The following is a 25,575-nucleotide window of genomic DNA, read 5'->3' on the forward strand; positions in this document are numbered from 1 at the left end:
CCCGGCCGGTCCGGGCAGGCCCGACTCCCGATGCCCGCCATCGACGTCCACTCCTAGACTCGGCTCCGTGCCCGAACCCCAGCGGATGCGGATTCCGGTCTTCGTCTCCACCCCGACCGCCCTCTCCGACGACCAGTTGGCCTCCCGGAGTTTCGTGGAGAAGGCCCTGCGTCGCAGCGGGCTGGAGCCACGGACGCTCGGTGCGACCGACTATCCGAACGACTTCCCGCTGAAGGAGGTCCACGCGATCGGCCGGCACTGTTCGGGCGGGGTGATCCTGGGCTTCGAGCAGATCCGGGTGACCGCCGGGATCAACAAGCCCGGCACGCCGAAGGAGCAGAAGATCACCGAGCCGCTCGGCATCCCGACGCCGTGGAACCAGCTGGAGGCGGGGCTGCTGTTCGGGCTCGGCCTCCCGTTGATCATCTTTCGCGAGCAGGGTGTCTCCGGTGGCATCTTCGACACCGGCGTCACCGACGTCTTCCTCCAGCCGATGCCGGACGGCAGCCCGCGCGGCGCCGCCGGGCGGAACGGATTCGACCAGGTTCTCGAGAAGTGGCGGGCGGCGGTGGTCAACCACTACTACCGGGACCTGCGCTGAGGGCGCCCCGGCCGCGCACCGCCGACGGCGACCCCGCCGTCGCGGTCACCGCCGGCTGACGGCGTCGTTGCCGGTGAGCAGGGCGCGGGCCAGCGGGGTGAGGGTGTGGTGCGCCGCCTTGCCGTGCCGGGTGGTCCGCAGCAGTCCGGCGTCGCGGAGCACGCTGGCGTGCTGTGACGCCGACGGTGTGCTGATCCCGGCCCGCCGCGCCAGGTCGGTGGTGTTGGCGCCGACCAGCGCGGCCCGGAGCACCGCCGCCCGGGAGCGGCCGAGCAGCGCGGTCAGCGGGTCGTCGGTGGTCGCGCCGGCACCCAGCGCGTACGCCGGGATGGGCCGGTGCCCCGGAGCACGACCGCCGAGGCCCCGGGGGCGGCGTACCGGATAGGCCAGCACCACCGACTCGCTCTGGCCGCCGACCCAGAGCTGGCGGGCGAAGACCGACGGCACCAGCAGCAGGCCGGCGCCGTTCGGCCGCAGGTCGAGGTCGGCGGTGGAGACGACCGAGAGCACCGGGTTGCGCCAGGTCGCCCACGGGTCGAACATCGCCAGCAGGGCCTCCACGCCACCGGTGGCCAGCGCCCGGCTGCGCTCGTTGACGTCGAGCCGGACCACCGACTCCCAGGCGGTCAGTTCGGTGGCGACCCGACGGTCGTGGTAGCTGCGTACGGCCGCCGCCAGGCTCCGGGCACGGCGCACGGAGGTGGTGACCAGCCAGGCCAGCGCGCCCTCCAGAGTACGGGCCGCCGACAGCGGCGCGAGCAGGTCGGCCGAGCCCGCCGTGCCGGCCGGTGCCGTGGCCGGCTCCCGACGCCCGCCCGGTCCGGTGCCGGCGACGCCACCCAGCTCACGCAGCCAGCGGGCCAGTTCCGCCCCGCTCACCGTGTCCGCAAGGGACGACGGCGCTCCGTCCACCACCGACCTGGGCGCTCCGTCCACCACCGACCTGGGCGGTCCGTCCGCCGGTGCCGGGGGCGGTCCGCTTGCCGGCGCCACGGGTGGCAGCTCCGTGGGCGGGCGGGCGAGGCTGACGAAGACCTCGTAGAGCGGCAGCGGCGCGGGCGCGATCCGGGTCCGGGCGATGTCCTCGGGGCCCAACCAGATCCGGATCATCACCACCTCCACGCCTCGTCCCCGCGCCGTTTCCGGCTGTGTCTGGTCACGAAACGCGGTGGCCCCGCCGCGTCGTTGTCGGCTCTCCGGTCGGTTTGGACCCAGTCAAAAGCATTGCCGGAACGGCCTGGTCGGCTCGTAACTGGGAGGCGGGAGCCGGCCGGTGACGGCCCGGCCCGGCCGGGCGTACGACGGTGTCGTCCGGTGAGGTCGCGCCGCCGGCGAGGTCCCGGTAGGGCGCCGATACCGAGGAGGCTTCATGCGGGTGTCCAGACGGATGACCTGGGGCGCGGCGGCAGCCGTGGCGGTCGTGCTCGCCACGACGGCGTGCAGCGGCGACGGCGGGGGCTCGGAGACTCCGGACGGCGACGCCGTGATCCGGATCGGGATCGCCGAGCCGCAGCACATGATCCCCTCGAACGCCACCGAGAGCGCCGGTGCCCAGGTGCTGGCCGCCCTCTACACCCCGCTCGTCGAGTTCGACGCCGAGCGGAAGCCGGTCGAGGTGGCCGCCGAGTCGATCGAGTCGGCGGACAACGTCCTGTGGACGGTGAAGCTGAAGGGCGGCTACACCTTCCACAACGGCGAGCCGGTCACCGCCGACAGCTACATCACCGCGTGGAACCACGCGGCGTACGGGCCGAACGGCAACGGCGGGGCATACTTCTTCGGCCAGATCGAGGGGTACGACGACCTGCAGTCGACCGACCCGGACGGTGAGGAGGGCCCGCAGAAGGCACCCGAGCCGAAGGCGAAGACGCTGACCGGGCTGAACAAGGTCGACGACCTCACCTTCACCGTCACCCTCTCCGGGCCGTTCGCGGAGTTCGAGTCGGTACTCGGCTACCACGTCTTCTCGCCGCTGCCGGCCGCCGCCTGGGCCTCCGACGGGGTGTTGAAGGAGGGCTTCGAGGAGGCGCCGATCGGCAACGGCCCGTTCAGGATGAAGGGCACCTGGCAGCACGACAGCCGGATCGAGGTCGAGCGCTACGACGCCCACCCCGGCCCGAAACCGAAGATCGGCGGCGTGGTCTTCCAGATCTACCAGCAGGTGACGACCGACTACGCGGACCTGCTCGCCGGCAACAACGACGTGACCCGGCAGGTGCCGACGGAGAGTCTGGGCAGCGCGCCGACCGACCTCGGCGACCGGTTCAGGAAGAGCCCGCTCTCGTCCTTCCAGTTCCTCGCCTTCCCCACCTTCCAGCCCGAGTTCGCCAGGGCGGAGGTACGCCGGGCCATCTCGATGGCGATCGACCGCGACGAGATCGTGCGGACCATCTTCAAGGACTCGCAGACCTCGGCCCGGTCCTTCGTCTCCCCGCTGCTGGCCGGCGCCCGCCCGGACACCTGCGGCGAGCCCTGCCAGTTCGACCCGGCACGGGCGAAGACCGACTACCAGGCGGCCGGCGGCCCGGCCCGGTTGCAGATCTCCTACAACGGCGACGGCGGCCACAAGGACTGGGTGGAGGCGACCTGCAACCAGCTCAAGAACAACCTCGGGGTGGAGTGCGCCAGCACCCCGGAGGCGAAGTTCGCCGACCTGCTGAACAAGGTGGAGGCGAAGACCCCGGTCGGGATGTTCCGGATGGGCTGGTCGATGGATTACCCGTCGATGCAGAACTACCTCGGACCGATCTACACCACCAAGGGGTCGTCCAACTACTACGGCTTCAGCAATGCCGAGTTCGACCGGCTGGTCGAGGAGGGCGAGCGGGCGCCGAACCAGGAGGAGGCGATCAAGAAGTACCAGGAGGCGGAGCAGATTCTGGCCCGGGAGATGCCGGTGATCCCGCTGCGCTTCGGCCAGAACAACTACGGGCACTCCACCCGGGTCGGCAACGTCGAACTCGACGCGCAGGGCCAGGTCGACCTGCTGAAGATCGAGGTGACCGGCTGAGGGTCACGGTGCCGGGCTGACGATCGGGGTCGCCGGCTGACGGGGGCGGCCGGCGGAGGTGGTCCCGATCCGGCTGACGCCGTCGAGATCGCTCCGCCGGCCCGGTGCCGCCGCGTCCGCGATCGTCAGTCCGTCACCGGAAGTCCGTGCCGGTGCGCTATGGCCGCAGCCTCCGTCCGGCTGGACGCATGCAGTTTGGTCAGGATGTTGGAGACGTGGTTGCTCGTCGTCTTCTGCGAGATGTAGAGCTGATCCGCGATGCGGCGGTTGCTGTACCCGCGGGCGACCAGTCGCAGCACCTCGGCCTCGCGCGGGGTGAGCCCGAAGGAGGCGAGGTCGTCGGCGGGCGGCGCGGCCGGCGACGTGACGGCCGTCCGGATCGGTGCCCCGGAGTCGCCGGTCAGCGCGGCGATGTCCGAGAGGATCGGGGCGGCCCCGAGCGAGCTGGCGATGTCGTACGCCCGGGCCAGCCGCTCGACCGCCACCTCGCGACGCCCGTGCCGGCCGAGCAGGGCCCTGCCCTCCCCGAGGAGTGCGACCGCGAGCTCGTAGGGGCGGCTCAGCGGCGCGAAGGCGGCGACGGTGGCCGCCCACCGTTCCGGGTCGTCCGTCCCCTCCGCCCGACGCACCTCGGCCCGCAACAGCGCCTCGAACGCGCGGGAGACCGGAAACACGACCTCCAGCCGTCCGGCGGCCCGCCGCACCGCATCCAGAACCCGCACCGATCGCTCTCCGGGGGCGGACGAGGACGACCGGGCATCCGCCTCCATCGCGGCGGCGGCGCAGAGCATCGGCAGCGCGTACCGGACCGGCCCGGCCGTCAAACCGTCGGCGTCGGCGCGGAGGAACTCCTCCCGGGCGGCGTCGAGGCGGCCCTGCCGGGCGCTGACCACCATGCTGTGGTGGCCGAGGGAGATCAGCAGCTGCGGTTGGACGTCCCTGCTGCCCAGCAGCTCCCGAGCGAGTGCCACCTGCCCGGCGGCCCGCTCGACGTCCCCGCGGACCAGCAGGCCGTACGCGCGGTGCCCCGCGACGGTGCCGCGGGTCCTGTACGACCGGGCCACCGCCGCCGCCCGGTCGAGTTCCGCTGCCGATTCCGGCCAGTGGCCGATCGAGAACAGGGACAGCGCCAGGTTGATCCGTACCCAGGCCTCGGTGTCGGCCATGCCGAGCGCCCGGCACACCTCGATGCCGTGCCGGGCCGTGGTGATCGCCTCGTCGGATCGCCCCATCCCCTCCAGGACCCACGGCAGGTTCTGGTTCACCCGCCCGATGATGTCGGCCATGCCGAGCGTCTCGGCCCGTTGTCGTACCTCGTAGAGCTCGGCGACGCTGTCGCCGGCCAGGTCGGACTCCGCGCCGAGCGAGGATCGGGTGATCCGGGCCCGCAGCTCCGTCTCCTCGGTACCGACGCGGGTCGCGCACACCACCGCCCGCTCGGCGATCGCGAGGCTCTCCCGGCCCGGCCGGTGCCGCGCGCTCCAGTTCGCGACGTACGTCAGCAGGGTGGCGTGCATCGAGGAGGGCGGCAGGCCACGGAGGAGTTCCTCCGCCGTCTGCAGCTCCTGCCACCCGTCCCCCAGGTTCAGGTCGTGCACGAGTTGTGACCGGCGGACCCAGAACCACGCGGCGTGCAGTGGTCGGGTCCCCGGGCCGGCCGACAGCGACTCCAACGCGTTGCGGGTCAGGTGCAGCGCCCGGTCGAGGCTGCCGCTGCACCGGGCGGCGTCGACGGCGGTGGCGAGCAGGTCCAGCCGGTCCGGTCCGGCGCCGACCGGCAGCGGGTCGCCGGGCGGATATCCGGCCGGCAGGCGTACGGCGGGCAGGGTCGCGCGCACGTCGTCCGATACCTGGTCCCACAGCTCGAGGGCGCGTTCCAGCAGCTGTTGCTGCTCGGCGGCGGCGTACCGGCTTCCCGCGGTGTCGGCCGCGACGACGCTCATCCGCAGCGCCTTGACGGTGTCGTGCGCGGCGTACCAGTGCTGGGCGAGGCGACCGGTGAGTTCCGCGGCGGGGACGAGCGAGGCGTCGGCCTCCAACGCCTCGGCGTACTGTCGGTTGATCCGGGCCCGCTCACCCGGCACGAGGCTGTCGCTGACGGCCTCCCGCGCCAGCGAGTGGCGGAACCGGTACTCCGTGCCGCTCGGCTCGGCGACCAGGATCTGGGCGAGCGTGATCGCCCGCAGTCCTTCGATCAACTCGTCCTCGGCGAGGCCGGCCACGGCCCGCAGCAACGGGTAGCCGACCAGGCCGCCGCTCTGCGAGGCCACCTGGGCGATCCGCTGGCTCGTCTCCGGCAGCGCCTCCAACCGGGTCAGCAGTACGTCCCGCAGGTCGTCCAGCCGCATCCCCGCCCGTTCCCGGTGCAGCCGGGCCAGTTCCTCCACGAAGAACGCGTTTCCGTCGGAGCGGAGGAAGATCTCGTTGAGCATGGCCGGATCCGGCGGAGCGCCGAGGAGGCTGTCGAGCTGCCTGGTCACCTCGACCCGGTCGAACCGGGGCACGTCGATCCGGCGTACCGACCGCAGCCGGTCCATCTCGGCCAGGAAGGGGCGCAGTGGATGACGGCGGTGGATGTCGTCGGAGCGGTAGGTGGCGATGATCATGAGCCGGCCGCCGCAGGAGGTGCGCACCAGATACTCCAGCAGGTGGCGGGTTGAGGCGTCGGCCCAGTGCACGTCCTCGATGATCAGCACGAGCAGTCGCTGGGCGGCGAGCCGCGCCAGGATCCGGGCAATGAGCTCGAACAGCCGTGGCGCGTCGTCCTGGTGCCGGTCGGGCGTGCCCGCGGGCACGTCCAGGCCCGGCACGATCCGCGCGAGCAGCGCCTCCTGGCCCCGGCCCGCCGCGTCCACCTCGTCGGGCAGGCGCTGCCACAGCGAGCGTAGGGCCGCGGTGAACGGCGCGAAGGGAAAGGCATCGCCGCCGAGCTCGACGCATCCGCCGGCAATGGTCACGGCCCGCCCGGGATCGAGCGTACGGACGAACTCCTCCACCAGTCGGGTCTTGCCCACCCCCGCCTCGCCCCGCACGAGAACGGACCTGCTCTCGCCCCGCTCCGTGACCTCCGCCGCCCGCCGCAGCTCCGCCAACTCCGCCGTCCGGCCGACGAAAACGGAACTGACCGGGGCATTTTCCACGACCCAAGAATGGCATAGCCCAAAGCGACACGGTCCAGGAACAGTGTCGAAGTCCACTCCCCCGGAATCCCGCCCCGGATCCGGGTAACGCCGCCGCCGGATCGCGGTATGACCGGCGGGAAGCTCTCCTCGCTCTCGCCCGGCGCGTCTCCTGGGGATTATGTCCCGGCCGCCCTGCCGCTGCCGCGCGGAGCAGGGTGCCCTCCGTCACGGACAGCTGGGAATTCTTCCCGATGTCGGGATTCCGAATGCCGACGACGATCGATCAGGCGCCGGTTCACGAGCCCGTCGCCGGGGCTCTCTCCGCAAACCCAACTCCGGGTCACGAGCCGGCCGATTCTGAAGGAGGACCCACGTGTCTGACGACGTCAACATCGCCGTCATCTACTACTCGTCCACCGGCACGGTGCACCAGCTTGCCGAGGCCGTCGTCGCCGGTGCCGCCGAGGCCGGAGCCACCGTGCGACTGCTGCGGGTCGCCGAGCTCGCGCCCGAGGAGGTGGTCGCGAGCAGCGCGCCGTGGGCCGCCCACACGGCGGCGACCGCACACGTCCCGGTGGCCACGCCGGAGGACGTCCAGTGGGCCGACGGCATCGTGTTCGGGTCTCCCACCCGATTCGGAAACGTCGCCAGTCAGCTCAAGCAGTTCCTGGACACCCTCGGCGGACTGTGGGGCCGGGGAAGCCTGGCCGACAAGATCTACAGCGGGTTCACCTCCACGTCCCAACTGCACGGCGGTCAGGAATCCACCCTGCTGGCGCTCTACAACTCCGTGTACCACTTCGGCGGGATCGTGGTCCCGCCGGGCTTCGCGGACCCGATCAAGTTCGTCGACGGTAATCCCTACGGCACCTCGCACGTCGTCGGTGGCCAGGGGGAGATCCCGGTCGACGAGACCGCCCGGTCCGCCGGTGTCTTCCAGGGCAGGCGGGTCGCGGACGTCACCAGGGCGCTGAAGGCGGGGCGGCGCGCCTAGCAACCGCGGACAGGCGGCGATGCCGCCGGACGTCCCCGGCGTGGTCGCGTGGAACAGGTCCACGGCGATCGAGGAATTCGACAAGGGAGTCAGAGCAATGTCCGATTTTCCGACACACGACGGCCGGGTTGCCGTGGTCACCGGGGCCGGGCGGGGCATCGGTCAGGCCATAGCCCGGCGTCTCGGCGAGCGTGGCGCGACGATCGTCGCGATCGACCTGAAGCAGCCGGACGAGACGGTGAGCCAGCTCACCGGGAACGGCCGGACGGCGATCGGTCTGACCGCCGACGTCTCCGACCCGGAGCAGACCGCCGCGGCCGGCGCCGAGATCGCCCGCCGGTTCGGACGGGCCGACATCCTGGTCAACAACGCCGGCATCTTCCCGTTCTGGGACATCGAGGAGCTCGACTACGACAGGTGGCGGCGGGTGCTCGCGGTCAACCTCGACTCGCAGTTCCTGATGGTCAAGGCCGTCCTGCCGACGATGAAGAAGGGCGGTTGGGGCCGGATCGTGAACCTGACCTCGAACTCGATCGTGACCGCCGCTCCCGGCCTGTCGCACTACATGGCGAGCAAGATGGGCAACATCGGGTTCAGCCGGGGCCTGGCCAACGACCTCGCCCCGTTCGGCATCACCGTCAACGCGGTCGGCCCGACCCTGACCCTCACCCCGGGGGTACGCGAGGTCCACCCGCCGGAGCACCTCGAGGCGGCGGCCCAGGCCCAGGCGATCAAGCGCAACGGCCAGCCGGACGACGTGGTCGGCACGATCGCCTTCCTGACCAGCGACGACGCCGCGTTCGTCACCGGCCAGACGATCATGGCCGACGGCGGATACGCCCGCTGACCGCCCGCCGGGGCCCGAATCGGCAGTCCACATACGAGAAAAGAGATGGAAAACATGCGTAACGTCAAGCGCGCCGTGCTGGTCAAGCCGGGTTCGCCCCTGGAGATCTGGGAGCGTCCCACCCCGTCCGCGTCCAGCCGCGACGTCATCGTGTCCGTGCAGATGTCCGGAGTCTGCGGCACGGACCACCACCTCCAGTCCGGTGACATCGAACTTCCCAACCCGATGGTCCTCGGGCACGAGGCCATCGGCCGCATCGAGGAACTCGGCCCGGACATCACCACCGACAGCGCCGGCGAGCCGGTCGCGGTCGGCGACACCATCTACTGGCAGCCGGCGCAGCCGTGCTACCGCTGCTACTACTGCACCGTCCTCGAAGACGTGTCGATGTGCCCCAACCTGGTCACGTTCCAGCTGCACCAGCACGCCGACAAGCCGCCGGTGGGGACGTACACGCAGTACGCCTGGCTGCCGGACCGTACGGCGTTCTTCAAGGTTCCGGCGGACGTCCCGGCCGAGGCGCTCATCGCGTTCGGTTGCGCCATGCCCACGGTGCTGCACGCGCTCAACCGGCTGGGCGGCATCCGGTACGGGCAGAACGTCGTCGTGCAGGGATCCGGGCCGGTCGGCCTCGCCGCCACGCTCCTGGCGCACCTCGCCGGTGCCGGCACCGTCACGGTCCTCGGCGCCCCGCCGAACCGGCTCGCGATGGCCAGCAGGCTCGGGGCGACGAGCACGATCGACGTGACCAGCACCGACGAGCGCGACCGGGCGGCCGCGGTACGGGAGATCACGGACGGGCGCGGCGCCGACGTCATCATCGAGGCCGCCGGCAGGGTACCGGCGTTCACCGAGGGTCTGCCGCTCGTCGCTCCCGACGGTACGTACGTCATCATCGGCCTCTGGTCCGCGCCGGGCACGTCGCCGGTCGAGCCGCGCTATCTCAACAACCACAACATCAGCGTCATCGGCTCGGCGTACACGACGCCGCGGCACATGTACGACACCGTCCGGATCACCCGCGCGGCCCACCAGCGGTTCCCGCTCGCCGAGATGGTCACGCACCGCTTCTCGCTCGACCAGGCCCAGGACGCGATCGACGCCGTCGGGCGCGGCGAGCCGCTCAAGGCCGTGATCGTGCCGTAACGGCCGGAGCCGTCGCGCCGGTGGCGCGGCAGCCCGCTCGGCTACCCGGGCGCGACGTGTCGTCGCGCCCGGGCCGATCGCGTCGTGGGCGACGACGCCGAGGCGACCGGCGTGCCACCGCTGCCGGAGATGCCGGAGCTCTATCGCATCTGGTGGCACCTGTGCGACATCGCGATCGGGGCGAGCCGGATCCGCGCCCCGCACACCGGCGCCGAGAGCCGACGACGAGTCCTTCGACATCCTCCGCAACGTGCTCGACCACATCAGCACCCGCCCGGCGCCGACCCGATGATCAGGTAGCGTCCGGCCTGCTGGGGCCGGCCGGACGCTACCTGACATGTGCCGCCGGAGGGTGCTGCGTGGCGTCAGGCGGTCGGTTCGACGTAGACGGCGAGGGTGCGGGGCGGGACGGTGAGGGTGCCGGTGGAGGTGTCGAAGGACGCGGTCCGGAGTAGCGGGTCCGCCGAGGAGCGCAGCACCGGATGCAGCGCCACGTCCGCGCCGCGCAGCGCGGGGACCGTCTGGGTGGCCGCCGCCGGGGTGGCGTTGAAGACCACCGTCACCGAGCGCCAGCGCCGGTCGAGGCCGGTGCCGTCCAGCGTCATCGTCAGCACCCCGGGCGTCTCGGCCGCCCCGGAGAGCGGGAACGACACCCGGCGCTGCACCTGCGCCGCGTCGGCGAGGCCGAAGACCGGCGACGACGCGCGCACCCGCAGCAGTTCGCGGTAGCGCTCCTCGGCCAGCGCGATCGCCGCACAGTCCGGCACCAGCGCCGGGTCGGCCAGCAGCGGCCGGGCGTACGGCCACTTGTCAGCGTTGTCTTCCGCCGGTGGCAGGCCCGCCCCGAACCCGTTCCCCTGCGCGCAGTCCCAGCGGATCTGGTTGAACCAGTCGCCGCTGTTGTAGGAGTTGCGGTCCAGCGACTTCGAGCGCAGCCGCTCGCTGCCGGCGGTGACGAAACCGGTCCCCTGGCTCAGCACCGCGGCGCCCAGCGAGAGCACCTGCATCCGCGCCCGGTCCACCGCCGCCGTTTCGGCCGGCAGCTTGTAGGCCAGCGCGTCGTAGAGGATCTCGTTGTCGTGCGCGTCCACATAGCTGACGGCTTCGCCGGGTGCGGCGGTGTAGCCGGCCGGGGCGCCGTTGTAGTCGACGTCCGCCCCGGTCACCGTCTCCCCCGACGACGCGACGAAGCGATAGCCCGCGAGGTTGCCGGTCAGGCCCACCTTGATCTGGTCGTGCTGGTGCAGCAGCCGGGCCCGCTGCTCGGCGGGGGTGCCGTTCACCGGGTCGCCGTTCGGGTCGGTGAAGAGCCCGGAGCCGAAGCCCTGCCGCCGGGGGTTGGCGTCGAAGGGGCCGCCGCCGCGTACCGCGTCGCGCAGCCGGTCGTTGAAGGTGCCGATCCCGGTGCCGGCCATGTTCGCCTGGGTGGCCTGGACGAAGCGGACGTCGCCGGTCACCTCGCCGAAGTCCCAACCCTCGCCGTAGAGCAGGATCGCCCGCCCGTCGACACCGTCCCGGGCCACCGTCAGCCTGTCCAGTGCGGCCCGGACCGCCAGGATGTTGGCCTTCGGGTGGTGGCCCATCAGGTCGAACCGGAACCCGTCGACCTTGTATGCCTTCGCCCAGGTGACGACCGAGTCGACCACGAGCCTGCCCATCATGGCGTGCTCGGGGGCGGTGTTGGCGCAGCAGGTGGAGGTGGCGACCGCACCGTCGTCGAGCAGCCGGTGGTAGTAGCCGGGGACGACCTGGTCCAGCACCGACTTCGGGTCGGTGCCGGCGGCCGAGGTGTGGTTGTAGACCACGTCCAGCACCACCCGCAGCCCGGCCGCGTTCACCCCGGCGACCATCTGCCGGAACTCGACGGTCCGCCGGTCCGGGTCGACCGCGTAGCCGCCCTCCGGGACGGTGTAGTGCAGCGGGTCGTACCCCCAGTTGTAGCCGTCGGTGTCCCGGACCGCGCCGACGCACTCCTGCTGGCGCTCGGAGTCCGGTGGCAGCGCCGCCAGGTCGCAGGGCGGCTCGGCCTGGTCGGCCCGGCGCTCCGGGATGGTGGCGAAGTCGAAGGTCGGCAGCAGGTGCAGGTGGCTGACCCCGGCGGAGGCCAGCGACCGCAGGTGCCGCATCCCGGTGCTGGCCGGGTCGGTGAAGCCGAGGTAGGTCCCCCGGCGCTCCGCCGGCACCGACACGTCGGCGATCGAGAAGTCCCGGACCGAGACCTCCTGGATCTGGGTACGCGTCGGCGGCACCGCCGCCGGCTTGCGCAGCCCCGCCCAGCCGGCGGGGGCGAGGGCCGGGTCGGCCAGGTCGACGATCCGGCTGTGCGTGGAGTCGGCGGTCAGCGCCAGCGCGTACGGGTCGGTGACCGAGGCGGTGACGACCCGCTGGGCGGCCGGCTGCCAGACCTGTACCCGATAGCGGTAGTAGCGACCGAGCCAGCTCCGGTCACCGCGCACCGACCAGACGCCGGTGCGGTCGTCACGGCGCATCGCCACGATCCTCGGCGTCGCCGAGGGCGAGTCGGAGAGTTCGAGGGCGACGGTGCGGGCGGTCGGTGCCCAGACCGAGAGGGTGGGGCGTCCCCGCTCGACGGCCGGGCCGAGCCGGGCGGCGGTGGCCGGGGCGTAGAGGTCGTCGAGGACGCCGGGCAGCTGCACCCCGGTCGCGCCGAGCAGTGCTCCAACGTGGTCCCGCTCGGTCAGCACGAGCTGGCCGCGCAGCGCCGCCGGCACCCGCGCCAGGTCGCGCCGGTCCAGGTGCAGGGCGGTGTACTGCCACAGGTGCGGGAACCGCGCCCGCTGCGCCTCCGTCGGCCCGTCCGGCGCCGCCCGCAACGGCAGTTCGGCGTACGTGCCGACGAGCTCGCCGTCGACGACCGTCAAGCCGCCGGCCGGGGCGCTGACCAGGTCGTACCGCCGGCCGTCGGTCGGCTGCCCGGGTGGGCGGAGCACGGTGGTGCGGTCGATCCAGTGTGCCCGCTGCTTCGTGATGTCCAGGTCGGGCGCGGAGCTGCCGGTTGCCGGCAGCAGCCGGCCGGGGGTGCCGGCGAGCAGCCAGGTCTCCCGGCCGGCGCTGGCGAAGTCGAGGCGCTGGTCGTCGGGAAGGTCCTTGGTGTCGCCGTGGTGGACGATGTAGCTGAGCCCGGTCGCCCCGGCGGCCAGCGGCACCCGGAAGGTGATCCCGAACTCGTCCCGGCCGGCCGGCGGCAGCGGGTCGGCCCAGTCGGTCGGGGTGGCCGCACCGTCCCAGACGTGCAGCCCCCAGCCGTCGTAGTCGCCGTCCGCCCGGCGGTAGTGCAACACCGCCGTACCCTCGTCGACGGGTGGGTCAGGCTCCCCGGTGGCCGCCTGGCGGCTCGGATAGACGGTCGGGTCGCCCTGCTTGAGCCAGACCTCGCCGGTCTGCCGCACGTCGACGGTGCGGTCCGCCGGCACGTCCTTGTTGCCGGCGGCGTCCACCACCAGGAAGCCGACGCCGGCCGCGCCCGGCTTCAGCCTGACCCAGGCGAACCGGCCGTAGGAGTCCTCCCCGGCGAACGGCTGCCCGGTCGGCCACGGCGTCTGGTACGCCGGGTCGATGTCTCCCCAGGCGTGGAGCTGCCAGTCCGGATAGCCGCCGGCCGGCCGCTGGTAGTGCACCACCAGCCAGTCCCGGGCGTCCGCCCGGGGCGGCGTGCCCACCACCGCCGTCGACCTGGCCGTGGCGGTACGCCCGGACGAGTCCCGCACCACCGCCTTGTACTCGATCCGGGCGCCGCCCGGCAACCCGGCCAGGTCGTGGTACACCCGGTACGGCACCGACCCGCCCTGGTTGCGGGCCTGGCCGAGCAGCGTCCACGGGCCGCCGTCGACCCGGGCCGCGACCGTGACGGTGCCGAGCGGATCCCCGGTGACCTGGGCGACCACCCCGGCCCGGGTCGGCACGGCGGCGTCCGGCGCCGGGTCGGTGATCCGGACGGTGGGGCCGGTCGAGGGTCGGGCGATCGGGGCGGCGGCCCGGAGCACGACGGCGCCCAGCGGCGGCACGGTGATCGTCAGCCTGCCGTCCGGGCCGGCCGTGGCGGTGGCGTCCGTGCCGTAGACCCCGCCGAACCGGGACCCGGGCGACCAGGTGTCGACGGTGACGGTCCGGGTGCTCGGGGCGTTGTTGACGGCGGCGACGTACTCGACCCGGTCGGCGGGGGCGATCCGGGAGAAGGCGAAGACGCCGGGACCGTCGGCGGCATAGCGGGTGACCTGGATGCCGTCGCGCAGCGCCGGATGCGCCCGGCGGAGCGCGCCGAGCCCGGCGATCGTCCGGTAGAGCGGGTGGGTCGGGTCGTACTGGTCGACGGCGTGGCTGCGGTCGGTGCCGAGCAGGTCGTCGTCGAGGTAGTCCGGGGTGCGGGAGGCGAACATGTCCTGCCGGGCGTCCCTGTCGCCGCCCGGCCCGGTGAAGCCCTGCTCGTCACCGGAGTAGACGATCGGCTGTCCCCGGGTCAGGAACATCAGCTCGTGCGCGAGCTGGTCCCGACGCAGGTGGCTGGCGGGGTCGGTGTCGCCGTTCGCGATGAACGACCCGATCCGGCCCATGTCGTGGTTGCCGAGAAAGGTCGGCAGCCGGCCGGCGGAGGTGTCCCGGGCGGTGTAGAGGTCGTCGGCGGCGAAGCCGTCGGCCAGCGCCCTGGCCGAGCCGCCGCCGCTGGCCACGTAGCCCCGGGCCGCACTCTGGAAGGTGAAGTCGAGGGTGGCCGGCAGCCCGCCCCGGCGGACGTAGGTCGAGGTGACCTCGGGGTTGGCGTCGTAGACCTCGCCGAACATGAAGAAGTCCGGCTTGCCGGCCCGCTGTGCGGCGCGCTCGACCCCGGCCCGGAACTGCGGCCAGAACTCCAGGTTGACGTGCTTGGCGGTGTCCAGCCGGAAGCCGTCGACGCCGAGCCCGGTGACCCAGTCGGCGAAGATCTTCGTCATCCCCCGGACCACCTCGGGGCGCTCGGTCCAGAGGTCGTCGAGGCCGACGAAGTCACCGTACTCGCTGTTCTCGCCGACGAATGTCGAGTCGCCCCGGTTGTGGTACATGGTCGGGTCGTTCAGCCAGGCCGGCACCTTGACCCGCCGGTCCGCCGGGCTGGCGAAGGTCGGGGTGTAGGGGAAGGAGCCGGCGGCGTCGACCGCCGGGAAGTCGCGGCCGCCGTCGGCGTAGTTGCGGTCCTCGAAGGGCCGCCCCTGCGCGTCCCGGTACGGCCGGTCCGCCTTCTCCCGGTAGGAGGTCTCGCCTCCGGCGTATTGGATCACGTCGGCGGTGTGGTTGACGATGACGTCCAGATAGATCTTGATGCCCCGCCGGTGCGCCTCCCGGACCAGCCTCCGCAGCTCCTCGTTGGTGCCGAAGTGCGGGTCGACCCGGGTGAAGTCGGTGATCCAGTAGCCGTGGTAGCCGGCCGAGGCGTCCGCGCCGCTGCCCTGCACCGGGCGGTTGACGAAGACCGGGGCCAGCCAGATCGCGGTGGTGCCCAGCCCCTGGATGTAGTCCAGCCTGTCGAGCAGGCCGCGCAGGTCGCCGCCGTGGTAGAAGCCCTTGTCGGTCGGGTCGTGCCCGGTGCGCAGCCGGTCGCCGGTCAGCCCGCCGCGGTCGTTGCCCGGATCGCCGTTGGCGAACCGGTCCGGCAGCACGAAATAGAACTGTTCCGCCCGGCCGGTGTCGGCGGCGGCCGCGTCGAGCAGGTCACCGGGCGACGGCTCCGTCCTCCACTCTGCGGCGCCAGCGGCTGCCATCCGCCGCGCCACGTCACCGGCGGCCGGGCTCGCCGGCAGCGCCGCACCGGCCGCCGTGTGCCGCTCCGGTCCGGTGGGGACGGTGCCGCCGGCCAGGGCGGGCGTGAGGACGGCGGCGAGGACCAGCAGGACGGTACGCGGCACGGGCAGCGGCTTCATCGACGGCCTTCCTCGGGTCGCTGAACTGCCCGCACGCTAGTCCTTTGCGGAAAGTTTATGCAAGACCTTGCAGGACAAGCGTCCGCCATCCATCATCTTGCGCAAGACGCGGCGCCGACCGCCGGGAGACCGCCGAGCTGGCAGGACGGCCGGTCAGCGGATCTCGCAGGGCCGGCCGTTGACCGTGCAGCTGATCGGCCGCTCGCCGTTCCCCCACCGGTCGAGGTGGAACCGCAGCGGATCGGAGCGGTTGCCCTGCAGGGGTGCCCCGCTGCGGAAGACGTACCGGCTGCCGTCGCGGTCCACCGAGGGGCGGGGCGCACCCTCGACCCAGAAGGCGCGCAGGCCGTGCACCTCGGACCGGAATCGCAGCTCCACTCTCCACGATTGTGCCGAGCCGCCGTCGTTACGGATGAAGACCTCGGCGATGAACGAGTCGCGGTAGTCGGCGAGCACCCGGTAGCGACCGGTCAGCGGAGGCTGCGGCGGCGGCTTCGGCGCGGCGGTGGTCGACCGGGGCGGTGACGCGGTGGTCCGGGTGGGGGTGGCCCGGGACTCCTCCTCCTTGTCGCCGCCGCCCTGCCGGTCCGCGGCGGACGTCGGTTGGTGGGAACCGCTCGCCGACGATCTGGCCGGGCTCGGCGCGTCGTCGCCGGAGGCCGCCGAGGACGGCGTGGTGCCCGGCGCGAACGGCCAGGCCGGGTCGGGCGCGCCGGAGCTGTGCCGGGAGCCGCCGGTGAGGTATCCGGTGGTGAGGGCGAAGAGCACGATCATGACCAGGACGCCGGCCAGCACCACGACCCACGGCGCCGCCGGGAGCACCCGCGGGCGGGTCGGTTCGGGCGTGCTCACCGAGCCGGGATCCGGACCGGGATCTCGTTGCCGAGTCTCCGTCCGGCCAGCAGCCTCAGGTCGTCGCCGCTCCAGAACCGGCCGGGGTCGTACCAGTTGGGTCGGCGACCGGCCGGGAGCAGTCCCATCGCCTGGTAGGTGGCGGCGACCACCTCGGCGCAGTACGCCGTCTCCAGGGTGCTCTCGTTCGGGCGGCGGCGCGGCGCGGGCGTCCGGCCGCGCAGCCACCGCCAGGCGAGCTGGGCGGTGGACGGGAAGGGAGTTCCGTCCAGGCGGGCGATGGTACGCAGCACCCCGTTCTCCATCTCGTCGTCGGCCGGCGGTTCGAGTTGCCGCAACCAGGCGCGCTGACCGTACCGGACTCCCCAGACCCGGACCGCGTCACGCAGGTCGTGCAGCTGCACCCCCCGGTGGTGGCCGCCCGACCACATGTCGGGCAGCGACCGGCCGAGTTCGGCGTGCCACATTAACGGCGGCAGGTCCTCGATGACCACGGACATTCCGACATGGTTCACCGGGCTGTTCGTGGTCAACTGGATCGCCCGATCCGGCACACTGCGCCCCCGGAAGACCCAGACGTCGCCGGTACGGGTCAGCTCGACCGCCTCGTCGAGACCGAGCCCGCCGGCTGCGCCGAGCCCGCCGGTGCCGCTGGTCTCGCCGCGCTCCTCGGCCATGCACCCACCTCGGTCCGCCAGTCCGCCTGGGTCTGGCGACTACCCTAGGCGGATGCGGTGGTGGAAGGTAATCGGCGTGGCGAGTGTCGTCGGGGTGGCAGCCACCGGGGTGGTGCTGGCCCGTGCCGAGCGGCGCCGCCGGGCGTACACCCCGGAGCAGATCCGGGACCGGTTGCGGGAGCGGCACGCCGAGGCGATCGGCGCGGCCGAGACCGACGCCGCCCGGCCCGACGGCCCAAACAAATCCCAAACCTCACAGTAAGTACGGCCACCACCCCGCACGGTTGCGGGTTCCCGGACGAGTCACCATTATCGATGGATGGCGGCGCCTCGGCCGGACCCGGCACGGGTGGGTGGGGGTAGCGCCCCGGACCCACCCGAGGTCGTCGGTTTCGGCGCGCTCAACGTCGACTACATCGCGAGCGCGTCACGGCTCTCGCAGCGGATGGCGGAACGGATCACCGAATCCGTGGCGCGATTCGAGTGGAATCGCGAGGGCCCGGTAGACGAGGACGTCATCGACGAGGCGATCCAGCATCTCGGGGTCGCCTCGCTCGGATACTCCCTCGGCGGTTCGGCCTGGCTGACCATTTTCGCCCTGGCCCAGATGGGAGTCAGTCTCCGGCTCGGCTACGTCGGGGTGGTCGGCCGGGTGGAGGCACCCGGGCTGTCCTTCATCAGCCAGATGGACGAACTGAAGATCGACCATCGCTGGGTCAGCCAGCGACCGGACCGGGTCAGCGGGCTGTGTCTGTCCTACATCGACGACACCGACCGGGTCATGCTCACCCATCCTGGCGCGAACTTCGAGATGTGCGGCTTCATCCGGGAGAACATCGACGAACTGGCCGCATATCTCGCCGCCGCCCGCTATGTCCACGTCACGTCGTTTCTCGACGAGGAGACCCCGCCGCAGGTGCTGGCGGTGTTGACCCTGGCCAAGCGCATCAACCCGAAACTCTGCCTGAGTTTCGATCCGGGCTTCGACTGGGCCGAACATCCCAGCGCGGCAATCGAAGGGATTCTCCGTCTCACCGACCTGTTGTTCCTCAACTACCGCGAGTTCAAGGCCCTGGGTCGTTACGTGTACGGCGAGCCGGACGATCTCATCGCCAGCAAGACGCTGGCGCGCTGCGGGCCGGGGTGCACCGTATTCGTCACCAAGCGCTATGACGTGATCGAGGTCTTCCGGGCCGTGCCGGCGGGTGTACGCGCGTCCCGGTTCCAGTTGCAGCGGCCGGTACGGGAGACCGATCTCGAGGACGCGACCGGGGCCGGCGACGTGTTCGCGGCGGGCGTGCTCTCCGCGCTGGCGTCCCGGCGCCTCCAGATCGGGTTGGGGGCGTTCGTCGGGCTCAGCCTCGCCCGGCAGAAGGCGCGACACCGGACTCCGCTGGGCGACGATTCCGGAATGCCCGACCTCAGCAAGGGCTTCCTGCAGAAGACGGAGCGGCTGGGCAGGAGCCGACCCGGGCCACCCGGCGTCTTCATCGCGCACGACGACCATCCGCAGTGGAGGGTGGTACGCCGCTTCATCGAACAGGACTGCGGGCTCTCCACATACGAGTTGAGGTCGTCGGATGTCGACCAGCACAACCTGGCCGATCTGATGCGCCAGACGCTGGCCCGGTGCAGTTTCGCCGTCTGCCTGCTCAGCGCCGGGGGCGCCGACGGGGGTCGTGCTCCGGCCGACCAGAACATTGTTCACCAGGCCGGCATCTTCCAGGGGCGTTACGGCTTCGGGCGAGTCGCGATACTTGCCGAAGAGGGCTGCGATACGTTTTCGAACATCGCGGGCCTGATCCGTATGGACTTCCCTCCCGGCCGGATAACCAGCACGTTCCTCGAGCTGGAACGCATGTTGCGGCGCGAGGGCCTGATGCGGCGATGGGGTGGCAGACGTGACAGATTCTCCAATTCACATTGACGATTGTGCCGATGTTGAGGGTTTTACCCTTGATGTCGTCGGCGTTGGTGCACTGAATCTCGACTACCTGGTCAGTGTCCCACCGGCGGTCGGCTCGGGTCCGCCACGACCGCTGATGGAACGACTCTCCCGACTTGTGGAGCGGGACGGGCCGCCGATCGAGGCGGGCACGGAGCGGGCCGTCGACGCGGAGACCATCCACGCCGCGATCGAGACCGCCGGCTTCGCCCGTCCGGAGAACCCGCTCGGCGGCACGTCGTTCAGCCTCGGTGGATCGGCCTTCAACGCGATCTTCGCGATCGCGCAGACCCAGGTGGGGCTCCGGCTCGGGTATGTGGGGGTGGCGGGGCGGGTGCCGGTGATCGGGCTCTCCACCATGGCGCAGTTCGAGGCGCTCGGCATCGACCACCGCTTCGTCTTCCAGGACACCGAGCACCTCTGCGGCATCTGCCTCTCGCTCGCCGAGGACGGCGACCGGACCCTGCTGACCCACTCCGGCGCCAACGAGTTCCTCGCCGACCACCTGGACCGGGACTTCGGCCGGGTGGTCGCCTATCTGGCCAGCGCCCGCGTGGTGCATGTGACCTCCTTCCTGGACGACCGGACCCCGGGGCGACTGCTCCAGGTGCTGCGGGCGGTGAAGGAGACCGCCAGCGGCACGGCGATCTGCTTCGACCCGGGCCACGTCTGGAGCGCGTCACCCACCGACGAGATCGAGGCGCTGCTCGGACTGAGCGACTACCTGCTGGTCAACTACCGCGAGTTCCGGACGCTCGGCGGGCATGTCGAGGACGAGGCGGACGAGAGCGTCGCCGCACGGCTGGTCGCCAGGACCGCTGGCGGGCAGGGCGTGGTGGTGGTCAAGCTGCCCACCGGGATCTGGTCCCACCGGCGGGAGAACGGCAAGCTGGTGAGCGACTTCTACGCACAGGCGCAGGTGGCACCGGCGGAGATCAAGGATGCCACCGGAGCCGGGGACGTCTTCGCCGCCGGCCTGCTGATCGTGCTGACCAGCGACAGACTGCAGGTCGAGCTGGGCTCGTTGCTCGGGATGCGGCTGGCCCGGCACAAGCTGCGGCACGTCGGCAGCGCCGGTCACGCCCAGTTCGCCGAGGTGACCAAGGAGTTCATCCGCTCGCTGGCCGACGGGCGCCGGACGGCGGGGTTGCCCAACGGCGTCTTCATCGCGCACGGGGCGCACCCGGAGTGGCTGGCCGTGCAGCGCTTCATCGAGGAGCGGTTCGAGCTGCCGGTGTACTCGTTCGAGAGCGGGTCCTGGGGCGGACGCCAGGTGACCGAGGCCCTCGCCGACTATCTCGAACGGTGCGGGTTCGCGATCTGCGTCCTGACGGCGGAGGACTTCACCGGGGACGGCCGGCGGCTGGCCCGACACAACGTGGTGCACGAGGTCGGACTCTTCCAGGGGCGGCACGGCTTCGACCGGGTGATGGTTCTGGTCGAGGAGGGCTGCGACTTCGTGCCCCAGGCGGCCCAGCCGTACACGATCTCGTTTCCGCGCAACGGCATCAGCCGCACCTTCTACCAGCTCGACGAGATGATCCGGGCACAGGGTTCGGCTCCGTGGGACGCTGACACCCACCGGGCTCCGGCCCGGCGTCCGGGACGGGCTTGCGCTTATAGCAAGACGGACGTACGGTTTTGTTGGACAGGGACGCAGATTGGTAAGGGTTACCTGAGCCAGCAGCCCCGGTAGTGGGTAGGAAAGACTTGCTCAGGACTACGCCCGGGCACCCGCCGGTCGCCGGTCGGTGCCGCGCGACCGGTCGGCACGGACCGGGACGAAGACAGCGTGAAGGAGTACGACGTGGCGAGCCTCGACACCTTCGGTGCGAAGAGCCAGCTGCGCGTCGCAGACGCGAGCTACGAGATTTTCAAGATCAATACGGTACCCGGGCACGAACGCCTGCCGTACAGCCTGAAGATTCTGCTGGAGAACCTGCTCCGCACCGAGGACGGCGCGAACATCACCGCCGAGCACATCCGGCAGCTGGGCGACTGGGACCCGAACGCCGACCCCAGCGTGGAGATCCAGTTCACCCCGGCCCGGGTGCTGATGCAGGACTTCACCGGTGTGCCCTGCGTGGTCGACCTGGCCACCATGCGTGAGGCGGTCCGCGAACTCGGCGGCGACCCCACCAGGGTCAACCCGCTCGCGCCGGCCGAGCTGGTGATCGACCACTCGGTCATCGCCGACCTCTTCGGCCGCCAGGACGCCTTCACCCGCAACGTCGAGCTGGAGTACGGCCGCAACAGGGAGCGCTACCAGTTCCTCCGCTGGGGCCAGAACGCCTTCAACGAGTTCAAGGTCGTCCCGCCCGGCACCGGCATCGTGCACCAGGTCAACATCGAGTACCTGGCCCGCACGATCATGGAGCGCAACGGCCAGGCGTACCCGGACACCGTGGTCGGCACCGACTCGCACACCACCATGGTCAACGGGCTCGGCGTGCTCGGCTGGGGCGTCGGCGGCATCGAGGCCGAGGCCGCGATGCTCGGCCAGCCGGTCAGCATGCTCATCCCGCGCGTCGTCGGCTTCAAGCTGCACGGCGAGATGCCGGCCGGCACCACCGCCACCGACCTGGTGCTGACCATCACCGAGATGCTGCGCAAGCACGGCGTGGTCGGCAAGTTCGTCGAGTTCTACGGTCCCGGCGTCGGCGCGGTGCCGCTGGCCAACCGGGCCACCATCGGCAACATGTCACCGGAGTACGGCTCCACCGTCGCGATCTTCCCGATCGACGAGGAGACCGTCCGCTACCTGAGGCTGACCGGACGCAGCGAGCAGCAGGTGGCGCTCGTCGAGGCGTACGCCAGGGAACAGGGCATGTGGCACGACCCGGCCGCCGAGCCCGACTACAGCGAGCGGCTCGAGCTCGACCTCGGCAGCATCGAGCCGTCGCTGGCCGGCCCGAAGCGCCCGCAGGACCGGGTGCCGCTCGGCAACGCCAAGACGCTGTTCCGGTCCGCGCTCGTCGACTACGTCGGGGACGGCGCCGACGGCGCGCACGGCCCGGCCGACGAGGCGAGCGAGGAGTCCTTCCCGGCGAGCGACCCGCCGGCCAACGACACCAACGACCCGGCCGACGCGCCGCGCGACCTGGTCTCGGCGGCGACCGGGGCGAAGGGCCGGGCCAGCAACCCGATCCGGATCACCGGTGACGACGGCGTCGAATACGAGCTCGACCACGGCGCCGTGGTGATCGCCGCGATCACCTCCTGCACCAACACCTCCAACCCGCAGGTGATGATCGGCGCGGCCCTGCTGGCCCGCAACGCCGTCGACCGGGGGCTGTCCCGCAAGCCGTGGGTGAAGACCACCCTCGCCCCCGGCTCCAAGGTGGTGATGGACTACTACGAGCGGGCCGGCCTCACCCCCTACCTGGAGAAGCTCGGCTTCCACCTGGTCGGCTACGGCTGCACCACCTGCATCGGCAACTCCGGCCCGCTGCCCGAGGAGGTCTCGGCGGCGGTCAACGAGCACGACCTGTCGGTGGTCTCGGTGCTCAGCGGCAACCGGAACTTCGAGGGCCGGATCAATCCGGACGTCAAGATGAACTACCTGGCGTCCCCGCCGCTGGTGGTCGCGTACGCGCTCGCCGGCACGATGGACATCGACCTGGCCAACGAGCCGATCGACACCGGCGCTGACGGGCAGCCGGTCTACCTGCGGGACATCTGGCCCAGCACCGCCGAGATCGACGACGTGATCGCGAACGCGCTGCGCAGCGAGATGTTCACCAAGGACTACTCCGACGTCTTCGCCGGGGACGAGCAGTGGCGCTCGCTGCCCACCCCGGAGGGCGACACCTTCGCCTGGGACGCCGGGTCGACCTACGTCCGCAAGCCCCCGTACTTCGAGGGGATGGGGCGCCAGCCGGCGCCGGTCGCCGACATCGGTTCCGCCCGGGTACTGGCCAAGCTCGGTGACTCGGTCACCACCGACCACATCTCGCCGGCCGGCTCGATCAAGCCCGACTCCCCGGCCGGGAAATACCTGGCCGACCACGGCGTGGCCCGGCACGAGTTCAACTCGTACGGCTCGCGGCGCGGCAACCACGAGGTCATGATCCGGGGCACCTTCGCCAACATCCGGCTACGCAACCAACTCGTGCCGGGTGTCGAGGGTGGGTTCACCGTCAACCACCTGACCGGCGAGCAGACCTCGATCTACGACGCCTCGGTGGCGTACCAGGAGGCGGGCGTCCCGCTGGTGATCCTGGCCGGCACGGAATACGGCTCCGGCTCGTCCCGGGACTGGGCGGCGAAGGGCACCATGCTGCTCGGCGTCCGGGCGGTGATCGCCCAGTCCTACGAGCGGATCCACCGGTCGAACCTGATCGGGATGGGCGTGCTGCCGCTGCAGTACCCGGCCGGCAGCGACGCGGCATCGCTCGGGTTGACCGGCACCGAGACGTTCTCGATCAGCGGGGTGACCGCGCTCAACGAGGGCCGGATCCCGCGTACCGTCCGGGTCACCACCGACACCGGCGTCGAGTTCGACGCGGTGGTCCGGATCGACACCCCTGGCGAGGCCGACTACTACCGGCACGGCGGCATCCTGCAGTACGTGCTGCGCAAGATGCTCACCAGCTGAGCCCCGCACCCTCCGTTCCGATCCCGGGCCGGGCCGGTCGCCGAGCGGCACCGTCCCGGCCCGGTTCCGCGACCGCGGTGCCGTACCGTTGCACCATCCACCAGTGGAAAGACCGGGAGGAGCCGTCCATGGGGCACGATCTGGTCCGACCGACCGGCATGCCGGGGGCGTTCGCGTCCGCGCTGGCGGCCCACCCTGGCCGATCGCTGCTCACCTACCACGACGGCGCCACCGGGGAGCACACCGAACTCTCCGCCGAGGCGCTGGGGCAGTGGGTCGCCCGCACCGCGAACCTGCTGGTCCGGGGCTGCGGGCTGGGCGTCGGCGCCCGGGCGGCGGTGCTGTTGCCGCCACACTGGCAGACCGCCGCCGTCCTGCTCGGCACCTGGTCCGCCGGGGTGTCGGTGAGCTTTCACGGCGCGGCGACGGCCGGGCTGCCCCGACTCGGCCCCGGCGTCGAGGAGCCGTTCGACGTGACGTACGCCGCGCTGCCCCGGATCGACGACTGGCTCGACCAGGTGCCCGAGGCGCACCACCGGTTCGCGCTCGGTCTCGCCCGGGACGCCGCGCCGCTGCCCGAGCCGCCGGCCGGTTACCGGGACTACCTCACCGAGGTACGCCGGCACGACGCCGACCTGCGGCCGTACGTCCCGCTCCGGCCGGACGACGCGGCCAGTGTCGACGGCACCAGCTACGCGGACTGGGGCCGGCTGGCCCGGGAGCTGGCCGACCTCTTCGGGCTCCGCCCCGACGACCGGGTGCTGGTCGACGCGGCCGAGCACGAGCACCCGGTGAAGTGGCTGCTGGCACCGCTGGCGGCCGGTGCCTCGGTGGTGCTCTGCGCCAACCTCGACTCCCACGCGGTGCGGGAGCGCGGCGCGGCCGAACGGGTGACCCGGGTGCTGTGACCGGCACCGTGCTCACGGTGCGGTGGAGGTGTCCGGCAGCAGGCTGGTGGCGCCCGGCACGTACGGGTCGAGCAGGTGCGTGGCGAGCACGATCCGCTGCCACCGGCTCACCGGGGTCCCGCTCGAATCGGCGAGCCGGACCACCGCCCGCCAGTCCCGGGAGCAGCGGTCGCGGATCCGGGCGATCGCCGAGAGCAGTTCCCGGGCCGGTGCGTCCGGTCGGCCCTGCATGCGCGTCCGCGCCGCGTCGGCCAGCTCCTCGAGCGTGCGGTCGAGTTCGAGGTCGACGGCGGGGGTGGCCGCCTCCAACCGGTCGACCAGGGCGAACGCCTCGGACCGGCGGTCCGCGCCGGCCGAGGCGTCCAGGGTCCGCCGGTAGAGCGTGGCCCGGGTCTCGTGGTTGCAGAGCACTGCCAGCTCCCGCAGCAGGTCGGCCGGCTCGTCGGCGGCGTGCACCAGGTTGAGCTGGTAGTTGAAGCTGCCGACGTCGTGCCGGAGCTGGCCCGGGCGGCAGCGGACCGGGTCCGCCGGTCCCTTGGCCGCACTGAGCACCAGCGAGGCCGGTTGGGGTCGGCCGGGCAGGGCGAGCAGCAGGAGCAGGCACTCGCATGCCGTGACGTAGAGGTCGGCGGCGTCCCGCCGGTCCCGGCTGGCGGCGTTGAGGCCGTACTGCCAGAGTGCCCGTACGCCGTGCCGGTCGATCGTCACCGTCGCGGCCCAGACGATGCTGAAGCCGTACGCCAGCACCCAGCGCAGCGCCGGGCCGAGCCGGCGGCTGACGACGGCGTCCGGTTTCAGCAGCAGCAGTGCGTGGTCGTGACAGAACTCCTCGATCCGGCCACCACCGACGGCGACCAGGTCCTCGAAGCTCTCCCGGAAGTAGGTGTCGACCGCGTAGAGGGACCGCTTCCGGGGAAGCGTCGTCAGGAAGGCGGGAATCTCCTGGGCGCCGGGGGTGGCCATC

The 25,575-nt window shown here is 71.9% G+C and carries 16 protein-coding genes; 10 read left to right on the plus strand and 6 right to left on the minus strand.

From position 1 onward, the window contains the following. The first annotated feature begins 67 nt into the window (after positions 1 to 67). Positions 68 to 601: a hypothetical protein gene (locus ACN27G_RS18665; RefSeq protein ID WP_421494076.1), complete on the plus strand. Its 534-nt coding sequence runs from the start codon at positions 68 to 70 to the stop codon at positions 599 to 601. 45 nt (positions 602 to 646) lie between these two features. On the opposite strand, the gene ACN27G_RS18670 is transcribed toward ACN27G_RS18665, so the two are convergent. Continuing rightward, the gene (locus ACN27G_RS18670; protein ID WP_421494077.1) at positions 647 to 1,711 is read right to left on the minus strand and encodes an ArsR/SmtB family transcription factor; all 1,065 of its coding nucleotides are present in this window, start codon (positions 1,709 to 1,711) and stop codon (positions 647 to 649) included. A 259-nt stretch (positions 1,712 to 1,970) separates the two neighbouring features. On the opposite strand from ACN27G_RS18670, the gene ACN27G_RS18675 reads away from it, so the two are divergent. Beyond that, complete coding sequence (locus ACN27G_RS18675; protein WP_421494078.1) at positions 1,971 to 3,611, plus strand: peptide ABC transporter substrate-binding protein; 1,641 nt, start codon at positions 1,971 to 1,973, stop codon at positions 3,609 to 3,611. 125 nt (positions 3,612 to 3,736) lie between these two features. Here the strand turns inward: ACN27G_RS18675 and ACN27G_RS18680 are convergent, their stop codons facing one another. Continuing rightward, positions 3,737 to 6,751 carry a helix-turn-helix transcriptional regulator gene (locus tag ACN27G_RS18680; RefSeq protein ID WP_421494079.1) on the minus strand — a complete coding sequence of 1,005 codons (3,015 nt, stop codon included), beginning with the start codon at positions 6,749 to 6,751 and terminating at the stop codon, positions 3,737 to 3,739. Between the two features lie 355 nt (positions 6,752 to 7,106). Here ACN27G_RS18680 and wrbA point away from each other — a divergent pair, with 355 nt between their 5' ends. From wrbA to ACN27G_RS18695, 3 genes are all read left to right on the plus strand, one after another. Continuing rightward, positions 7,107 to 7,727: an NAD(P)H:quinone oxidoreductase gene (wrbA, locus tag ACN27G_RS18685; protein WP_421494080.1), complete on the plus strand. Its 621-nt coding sequence runs from the start codon at positions 7,107 to 7,109 to the stop codon at positions 7,725 to 7,727. A 97-nt stretch (positions 7,728 to 7,824) separates the two neighbouring features. Next, positions 7,825 to 8,574: an SDR family NAD(P)-dependent oxidoreductase gene (locus ACN27G_RS18690; protein ID WP_421494081.1), complete on the plus strand. Its 750-nt coding sequence runs from the start codon at positions 7,825 to 7,827 to the stop codon at positions 8,572 to 8,574. A 45-nt stretch (positions 8,575 to 8,619) separates the two neighbouring features. Continuing rightward, positions 8,620 to 9,720 carry a zinc-binding dehydrogenase gene (locus tag ACN27G_RS18695; RefSeq protein WP_421494082.1) on the plus strand — a complete coding sequence of 367 codons (1,101 nt, stop codon included), beginning with the start codon at positions 8,620 to 8,622 and terminating at the stop codon, positions 9,718 to 9,720. Between the two features lie 365 nt (positions 9,721 to 10,085). On the opposite strand, the gene pulA is transcribed toward ACN27G_RS18695, so the two are convergent. The 3 genes from pulA to ACN27G_RS18710 form a co-directional block, all read right to left on the minus strand. Continuing rightward, the gene (pulA, locus tag ACN27G_RS18700) at positions 10,086 to 15,632 is read right to left on the minus strand and encodes a pullulanase-type alpha-1,6-glucosidase (RefSeq protein ID WP_421494083.1); all 5,547 of its coding nucleotides are present in this window, start codon (positions 15,630 to 15,632) and stop codon (positions 10,086 to 10,088) included. 153 nt (positions 15,633 to 15,785) lie between these two features. Continuing rightward, a complete protein-coding gene (locus ACN27G_RS18705) occupies positions 15,786 to 16,484 on the minus strand; it encodes a hypothetical protein (RefSeq protein ID WP_421494084.1) in 699 nt (232 codons plus the stop codon). Then, a complete protein-coding gene (locus tag ACN27G_RS18710) occupies positions 16,481 to 17,161 on the minus strand; it encodes a hypothetical protein (protein ID WP_421494085.1) in 681 nt (226 codons plus the stop codon). The genes ACN27G_RS18705 and ACN27G_RS18710 overlap by 4 nt, the downstream gene beginning before the upstream one ends. 52 nt (positions 17,162 to 17,213) lie before the next feature. Between ACN27G_RS18710 and ACN27G_RS18715 the strand changes: the two genes are divergently transcribed. From ACN27G_RS18715 to ACN27G_RS18735, 5 genes are all read left to right on the plus strand, one after another. Beyond that, positions 17,214 to 17,423, plus strand: coding sequence for a hypothetical protein (locus ACN27G_RS18715; RefSeq protein ID WP_421494086.1), 210 nt, complete (start codon positions 17,214 to 17,216; stop codon positions 17,421 to 17,423). 57 nt (positions 17,424 to 17,480) lie between these two features. Next, the gene (locus tag ACN27G_RS18720; protein WP_421494087.1) at positions 17,481 to 19,088 is read left to right on the plus strand and encodes a PfkB family carbohydrate kinase; all 1,608 of its coding nucleotides are present in this window, start codon (positions 17,481 to 17,483) and stop codon (positions 19,086 to 19,088) included. A gap of 115 nt (positions 19,089 to 19,203) precedes the next feature. Continuing rightward, positions 19,204 to 20,802, plus strand: coding sequence for a PfkB family carbohydrate kinase (locus ACN27G_RS18725; protein ID WP_421494088.1), 1,599 nt, complete (start codon positions 19,204 to 19,206; stop codon positions 20,800 to 20,802). Between the two features lie 96 nt (positions 20,803 to 20,898). Next, positions 20,899 to 23,703 (plus strand): aconitate hydratase, encoded by a 2,805-nt coding sequence (locus ACN27G_RS18730; RefSeq protein WP_421494089.1) that lies wholly within the window; start codon positions 20,899 to 20,901, stop codon positions 23,701 to 23,703. A 128-nt stretch (positions 23,704 to 23,831) separates the two neighbouring features. After that, positions 23,832 to 24,611 carry a TIGR03089 family protein gene (locus ACN27G_RS18735; RefSeq protein WP_421494090.1) on the plus strand — a complete coding sequence of 260 codons (780 nt, stop codon included), beginning with the start codon at positions 23,832 to 23,834 and terminating at the stop codon, positions 24,609 to 24,611. 12 nt (positions 24,612 to 24,623) lie between these two features. On the opposite strand, the gene ACN27G_RS18740 is transcribed toward ACN27G_RS18735, so the two are convergent. Then, a complete protein-coding gene (locus tag ACN27G_RS18740) occupies positions 24,624 to 25,574 on the minus strand; it encodes a nucleoside-diphosphate kinase (protein WP_421494091.1) in 951 nt (316 codons plus the stop codon). Between the last annotated feature and the right edge of the window lies 1 nt (position 25,575).

The sequence above is a fragment of the Plantactinospora sp. WMMB334 genome (assembly GCF_049179095.1).
GTDB lineage: Bacteria > Actinomycetota > Actinomycetes > Mycobacteriales > Micromonosporaceae > Plantactinospora.